7 protein-coding genes are annotated in these 6,602 nt (G+C 62.9%); 6 read left to right on the forward strand and 1 reads right to left on the reverse strand.

Annotated features, from left to right (window positions below):
• Positions 1-48: 48 nt before the first annotated feature.
• Positions 49-267: a hypothetical protein gene (locus Q8R81_RS12310; RefSeq protein ID WP_305618226.1), complete on the reverse strand. Its 219-nt coding sequence runs from the start codon at positions 265-267 to the stop codon at positions 49-51.
• A 425-nt stretch (positions 268-692) separates the two neighbouring features.
• On the opposite strand from Q8R81_RS12310, the gene traC reads away from it, so the two are divergent.
• The 6 genes from traC (at position 693) to traU (ending at position 6,463) form a co-directional block, all read left to right on the forward strand.
• Positions 693-3,269 carry a type IV secretion system protein TraC gene (traC, locus tag Q8R81_RS12315; protein WP_305618228.1) on the forward strand — a complete coding sequence of 859 codons (2,577 nt, stop codon included), beginning with the start codon at positions 693-695 and terminating at the stop codon, positions 3,267-3,269.
• Entirely contained in the window at positions 3,266-3,628 is a 363-nt protein-coding gene (locus tag Q8R81_RS12320; protein ID WP_305618230.1) for a hypothetical protein, read from the forward strand. The genes traC and Q8R81_RS12320 overlap by 4 nt, the downstream gene beginning before the upstream one ends.
• A gap of 100 nt (positions 3,629-3,728) precedes the next feature.
• Positions 3,729-4,205, forward strand: coding sequence for a TrbI F-type domain-containing protein (locus Q8R81_RS12325; RefSeq protein WP_305618232.1), 477 nt, complete (start codon positions 3,729-3,731; stop codon positions 4,203-4,205).
• The gene (locus tag Q8R81_RS12330) at positions 4,189-4,707 is read left to right on the forward strand and encodes a S26 family signal peptidase (protein WP_305618234.1); all 519 of its coding nucleotides are present in this window, start codon (positions 4,189-4,191) and stop codon (positions 4,705-4,707) included. The genes Q8R81_RS12325 and Q8R81_RS12330 overlap by 17 nt, the downstream gene beginning before the upstream one ends.
• Entirely contained in the window at positions 4,704-5,456 is a 753-nt protein-coding gene (locus Q8R81_RS12335; RefSeq protein ID WP_305618236.1) for a type-F conjugative transfer system protein TraW, read from the forward strand. The genes Q8R81_RS12330 and Q8R81_RS12335 overlap by 4 nt, the downstream gene beginning before the upstream one ends.
• Positions 5,453-6,463: a conjugal transfer pilus assembly protein TraU gene (gene traU, locus Q8R81_RS12340; RefSeq protein ID WP_305618238.1), complete on the forward strand. Its 1,011-nt coding sequence runs from the start codon at positions 5,453-5,455 to the stop codon at positions 6,461-6,463. Before Q8R81_RS12335 ends, traU begins: the two co-directional genes overlap by 4 nt.
• Positions 6,464-6,602 lie beyond the last annotated feature (139 nt).

A 6,602-nucleotide genomic window follows, 5' to 3' on the forward strand; every position in this document is an offset into this window, starting at 1 on the left:
GACCAGGCACTGGCCTTGATCGAAAGCGCCCAGCCTCAAAGTCCAGTGTCACATCGCCTGGTCGTCCGGCGTGAAGTCAAGGCAAACGCAGTCGGGAGCCGGGCCGAACGTGGGAAACCGGGTGATAACCGTGCCGCCAAATTCGCCCGAGTCAGCGATACTTTGGCCCACCGCGATGCTCGGACGTTGCGACTGGTATTCCCGGCCTTCATCGATGATGCAGGCAACCTGCATGAAGCCCGCGTGGTCCACACTGTCGTCGATCAAGGTGGCTGGATCGAGCTGACGAACGGTTCGCTGGCGCCCCCGGTTGGATATGACGCCGGTGATGGAGAGGCTTTACCCGTCCCTCAGGCACCTCACCTTCCCGAAACGTCCATATCAGACAAAACGATCGGCGCGTCCTCACAAGAGCAGCCAGCAACATCAGCAAGCCCCCAATCTCCAACGCAGAGCAGCCCTCTCACAATCGACGCCATCCGCGCCCAGGTCGCAGAGCGCCTCGCAGGTACGCCAAGGCGCACTCAGCACACTGCGCCGGCACCCGCAGATGGATCGCTCCAACCGATTTCACCGCATTCACCTCCTGAAGACAGGACAGAACGCGCTGCGCCAGTTTCCGCGGCGCCCAAACTGCCGGTGACCGCAACTACGCCTTCCGCCTTTTCCGGTCCGGCCGGGGAGTGAGCGCAATGTCCACCAGCATCTGGAACCGTTTTCTCGATGTCGTTTTCGGCGACGCGGCCCGGACTGACAAGGCACCGCCACAAGCGGGTGTGCCGATGCTTTCAGACTGGCTCCCCTATCGCAGTTATGACCCCGAGACCCGGCTGTTTATCAATACGGCGAGCATGGGCTTCATTCTCGAGCTTGCGCCTATGGTTGGCGCTGACGAGCGCACCGGCGACATTCTTACGCAGTTCCTGTCCGATGGCGTGCCGGCAGGCTGCGAAGTGCAGATCATCCATTGGCAAAGTCCTGCGGCAGGCGTGCGCATTGCCGACTGGGTCATGCCAAGGGTGCTCGCCAAAGGTGTCTATGGCCGCGCTGCACAGCACCGGGCGCGTTACCTGCGGCAGGCAGCATGGGCCTCGCTATCGCGCGATGCGCCCTTCTGCCTGCGCCAGCACCGCGTACTGGTCAGCATCGGAGCCTCACTGGGCTCGTCACTCACCGCGTCAGAACTTGCGGCGACCCGCGAAAGCCTTGGCGGAACTTTGCAGGCGCTGAGCGTCCCGTATCGCGAAATTGCGCCTGCGGAATTGATCGCCTTCCTGAGCGATCTGCTTGCTCCGGGCATCGACAATGCCGAAAACGCCGACCTCTATTCGCCGCTCGATCCGATCCACGAGCAATGCGTGCGGCGCGATCTCGTCAGCGAAGTGTCGCCTGATCGTATCGTGCTCAAAGTCCACCGCCACAGCTGCGCGATTGCGCCGTCCGGCGGCCCGATAATGCCATCGGCGATCGAACCGGACGCCTTCGACTGGCGCTTCTTCTCGGTTCGGCAGATGCCGCGGCAATGGGCGCCGTGGGACGTCCAGAAGCTCATTGGTGACGTGCTCAACGACAAGCTGCGCTTTGCCTGCAACGTGCTTACGGTTCTGGGCTTCGTGCTGTCCGACGAGGAAGCGACGGCATCGCGGGCAGGGTACAAAGTGCTGCGTACCACCAGCCTTGCCGAATCGCGCTCCGCTCGCTTTCTGCCACAGCTCGCGCAGCAGCGCGACGAATGGCAGCACGTCCAGGCCCAACTGCGCGAAGGGCGCAAACTCGTCCAAGCCTACTATGGCGTCGGCGCACTGTCCCCGCTCGGCAAGGGCGATGCCAACGAGCGCCTCGTCAAGTCGGTCTACAAGGCGGCAGGCTGGGACCTGGTCGAGGAGCGCTACCTGCAGGTCATGGGCCTCTTGGCCGCCATGCCGCTCACGCTTCCCAACGGCCTGTCAGGCGACCTCCGACGAATGAAGCGCCTGCGTACGATGCTGAGCAATACGGCAGCGGCAATCGCGCCGCTGCAGGGTGAGCACGCAGGAGGACCCATCCCGCACATGCTGCTTGTGGGACGGCGCGGGCAACCCTTCTTCTGGTCGCCGTTTCAGAACGCCGCCGGCAATCACAATGTCGCGGTCTTCGGTAAGTCCGGCTCAGGCAAGTCGGTCTTTCTCCAGGATGTCTGCGCAGCGCTGGCAGGCGCTGGCGCCAAGGTCATCGTGATCGACGACGGGCGCTCCTTCGAGCACATGGCCAGGGCCTTTGGTGGCACCTTCGTCGAGTTCCGCCTGTCGTCGGGCTTTTCGCTGAACCCCTTCGACATGATCGACGCCGATGCGCTCGACAGCAAGGCCGATGGCGAGGACTACGAGGTCGAGTGCCTTGCCATGCTCAAGGCCATCGTCGGGCAGATGGCGCGCCAGCAGGACCGCTTGTCCGATACAGACCGAGGTTTAATCGACTCAGCGGTCAGTAGGGTGTGGAGCGAGCACAAGCGCGAAGGCTCGATCGACGCCATCGCCACTGCATTGCGCGCAATGCCCTCTCCCTACGCGGCGGATCTCGCGGATGCGATGTCGCCGTTCCTGTCGGGCGGCACTTACGGGCGGTTTTTTATCGGACCTTGTTCGATCGACCTTGCGGCGGACCTCACTGTCTTTGAGCTTTCCGACCTGTCATCCAAGCCCGAACTGCGCTCAGTTGCGCTAACGGCGCTGATGTTTCTGACCTTGCGCGTCATGCGCGATCTCGACCGATCGATTCCCAAGCTGACGATGATTGACGAGGCCTGGCAATTGCTTGGCGGCGGACAGATGGGCCAGGCGATCGAGACTTATGCGCGCACCTGCCGCAAATATGGCGGAGCACTGGTGACCGCAACACAGTCCTTGAACGACTTCTACAAGTCCGAGGGCTCGCTGGCAGCGCTCGAAAACAGCGATTGGTCGGTGGTGCTCCAGCAGAAAGACGAGACGGTCAATGACCTTGCTCGCCACCAGCGTTTCGAAATGGACCGGCACACCGAAGCGCTGATCCGGTCGCTCAAGCGCAATGGCACCGAGTATTCCGATGTTCTCATCAAGGGGCCCGAGACTCTGGTGGTTGGACGCCTCGTACTCGATCCCTATTCGGCAACGCTCTACTCCTCGAGCCCAAGAGTATTCTCAGCGATCGAGGCGCTGGTCGGGCAAGGCGTGCCGCTGGCCGATGCAATCGAGCGCATTGCTTTTGCGGATCTGGTCGAACCGTCACGGGCGGCGGAGGGGGCCGAATGACCCGCCAGATTCTCCGGTTGCGCCTCGTGCCATCTGCCGCGAAGGTCCAGAACGCTTGCCACACGGGCCTTTGCCTCGCCGGATGGTTGGTCGTGAACATCTGCTGCACCGGTGCCGTCTGGCTCACGCTATTCGTCGTACTTGGCCAGTTCACCTTGACCGGGACCCTGCTGCACCTCGACAATTTTGCGAGCCGCTATCTTACAGCAGATGCCGCGCGCCAGGCGCATCTCCACCACCAGTTCTGGAGCGCGAGCACAGTCCTGTTTCTTGGTGTGGCAGTGCTGCGCGCTGGATCATTACCGCGGTGGCATTCGATCTGTGCGCAATCACCTTCTCACGAGACGCCCCATGGATGACCGTCGCTCGCGCGTGGAGGTCAGCCCCGGACCACTGTTTGAAACAGACGCCCCGCCGCCACCTCCCAAGGCACGTGCCACGAGCCCAGGGGGGCATTCGGTGGACTGGAAAATTGCCGGACTAATCGGGGCAACGGTCGCTGCCGGTCTGTGGGGTGCCTGGGTTACCCATGAAGTGCTCAGCGCCCCTGCGATGCCCACAATGGTGCGGGTGCAATTGTCCTCGATCATCGGCGAATACGTGACAGCGCAGGCAAGATCGCAGACACCGCCTGACAGGGTGACCGCCGAGACGAAAGCGTTCATGGGCGCCGTACAGCGCAATCTCGAAGCGCGGGGTGCACGCGGGCAGGTCGTGCTGGTGGGCGAGGCCGTGCTGGCCGGTGACGTTCCCGATGTGACGATGGCAGTGCGCCGGGAAGTCTATGCAAGGATCCCGGCGCCGGGCTCAAACACCACCACCAAGAGCAATGTCCTGGAGGCGATGCGCCGGGCCATGGCCCCAGGTGCCGTGGCAACTGGGGCCCGAAGCGTCGGCGGGGCCGAGGGCGAGGCTGGTCATGCCCGAAGCCGCTGAGCGCGCCTGTGCGAAGCGGCGCTGGCTCGCTATCGGTGTCGTTGGCCTCACGCTGACGACAGGCTCGGTCGTTGCAGACTGGCGCGACGATCATGCGATCCTGATCAACACCACCCAATCAATGCCCGAATGGGCCTTCTTCATCGACAGGGGCCGCATGCCCCGGCGCGGCGATCTGGTCGTCTTCGCACCACCGGACACTTCTTTGATCCGCGCGCATTTCGGACAACGAGGTGCAACCTTTGCCAAGCGCGCGCTTGGCATGCCTGGTGACCTCATTGCACGGCATGGGCAGACCGTTTTCATCAACGGCGCACCAGTCGCGCAGCTCAAGGCCCACACAACGCGCGGCGAAACGCTGACCCCAGGCCCTACCGGTAAAGTGCCCCAAGGCTGCTATTATGCAGGTACCGCACACAAGGATGGCTTTGACAGCCGCTACGCCGAGATCGGCTTTGTCTGTAAGCGACAGATCATTGGCTCGGGCGATGCGGCATTATGACGCGCTGGACGAGCAACGTTTCGGTCCGTTTTGGTGCGGCCCTTGTCAGCGTGAGCATTGTCAGCGTGGCCCTTGTCGGCGTGGCCCTTGTCGGGGCGGGCATTGTCGGGGCGGGCATTGTCGGGGTGGGCATTGTCTCTGCGTCCGCTCCCGTATCGGCGATCGATCATGGCAAGATGGGCGAGACCTTCCCCATCATCGAGCCCGACATGCTTACCGTCATTGCGGCGCGGTTGCAGACCCTCGCAGCCACAGGTGGCATTACGCAGTTGCAGGCCAGAATGCAGCAAACAGCAGTTGCCAGCATTCGTCGCCCCGCGCAGGTGGCGGGCCTGAGCCCCGCGCAAGACCGCCGCGAATGGCTGTTCGACCCCTCAGTCGTTCTACAGCAGGATGTGTTCGGTGCCCACGGCGAGCGCATTGCCGCTAAGGGCACTCGGGTCAATCCGCTGGCACTTGTCCCGATGCCAAGTGCGCTGGTCTTCGTCGATGGTCGCCGGATGTCGGAGCTCGCCTGGGCCACGCGTCACTGGAAGCCGGGCGAAGCCAAGATCATTTTCGTGGCCGGCTCGCCCTTCGATGCGATGAAACCCTTCAAGCGCCGCTTCTGGTTCGACCAGCGTGGTGCGCTGGTTGCCCGCTTCGGCATCCGTCACACGCCTGCGGTCGTAACGGCGGCCGATCAGCAGCTCAGGATTTGCGAGATACCCATCGGCGAGGGGCCTTCCCCACACAAGGCCGTGTTATGATCCGGAGCCTGTGCGCAGTCCTGCTTGCACTGTTGCTCCTCGGTGCGAGCGTGACGCCGGCCAAGGCGGCAGGTGCGCCGTGCCATGGCAGCTTCGTCAATCCGATCACCGACGTTTGCTGGTCCTGCTTGTTCCCGCTTTCGGTCGGCGGCCTGGCCATCTGGAAAGGCTCGCGCCCCGACCCGAAGAATCCTTCGTTTCCGCTATGCGCCTGTGGCAGCCCGATTCCGCGCATCGGGATTTCGATCGGCTTCTGGGAGCCGGCAAGGCTCGTCGATGTCACCAACAAGCCATGGTGCTTCCCGAACCTTGGCGGCATCCGCCTCGATCCCGGCTTCGATATTGGCGGTGGCCATGTCCAGGGCGCGAGCCAGGTCGGCGGCAAGGCGCAGAACAGTTCGCAGTGGCAAGCGCACTACTACATCTACCCGCTGCTCTACTGGATGGAGATCCTGACCGATTTCCTGTGCTTCGAGCAGACGACATTCGACATCGCCTATGTCACCGAACTCGACCCGCTCTGGCAGGATTCGGCGCTGACCTCGATCCTCAATCCCGAAGTCGCCCTGTTCGCCAATCCTGCCGCGATGGCAGCCTGCGCAGCCGACTGCGTGGCGTCGACCGCAAAGCTGCCGATCGACCAATTGTTCTGGTGCGCGGGCTGCAATGGCAGCATGTACCCGCTCAACGGTCACGTCGCCGCGCATGTGACCCCGGTTCAGGCCTCGCGCCTGGTTGCCACGCGAATGCTTTACAAGATGCATCGCAGCGGGCTTGCCTGGGGCACGATGGGCTCCAAAGCCTTGTGCTCGAAATACCTGATGCCGGTCATGCGCAAGCAGCAGTACCGCTTGCAAATGACCAATCCCACCGCGACGGTGAAGGGGCGCTACGCCTGCGCCCCCATCGGTGCGACGACGATCAACCCTGAGACCGGCAAGAGCTATCCCGTCAAGGGTGAGGACTTTGGCTATCTTGTCTGGCGCAAACGCAATTGCTGCGCATGAGCGCCGTGACGGCGCAGAAAGGAAATATGTATGTAATTTAACATCATGTTCCTTTCGATCGTCTTGCTGACGATCGACCGGTGGCTGCGATGCCACCCCACCCGGCGGAAGGAGTCGGGGCGGAAGGGGGTCTCCAAGA

Source organism: Novosphingobium sp., assembly GCF_030696665.1.
Taxonomy (GTDB): Bacteria; Pseudomonadota; Alphaproteobacteria; order Sphingomonadales; family Sphingomonadaceae; genus Novosphingobium.

Coding starts and splice junctions, on each gene's coding strand:
- traU (WP_305618238.1), top strand. CDS start 5,453: ATGATCCGGAGCCTGTGCGCAGTCCTGCTTGCACTGTTGCTCCTCGGT.
- Q8R81_RS12320 (WP_305618230.1), top strand. CDS start 3,266: ATGACCCGCCAGATTCTCCGGTTGCGCCTCGTGCCATCTGCCGCGAAG.
- Q8R81_RS12335 (WP_305618236.1), top strand. CDS start 4,704: ATGACGCGCTGGACGAGCAACGTTTCGGTCCGTTTTGGTGCGGCCCTT.
- traC (WP_305618228.1), top strand. CDS start 693: ATGTCCACCAGCATCTGGAACCGTTTTCTCGATGTCGTTTTCGGCGAC.
- Q8R81_RS12330 (WP_305618234.1), top strand. CDS start 4,189: ATGCCCGAAGCCGCTGAGCGCGCCTGTGCGAAGCGGCGCTGGCTCGCT.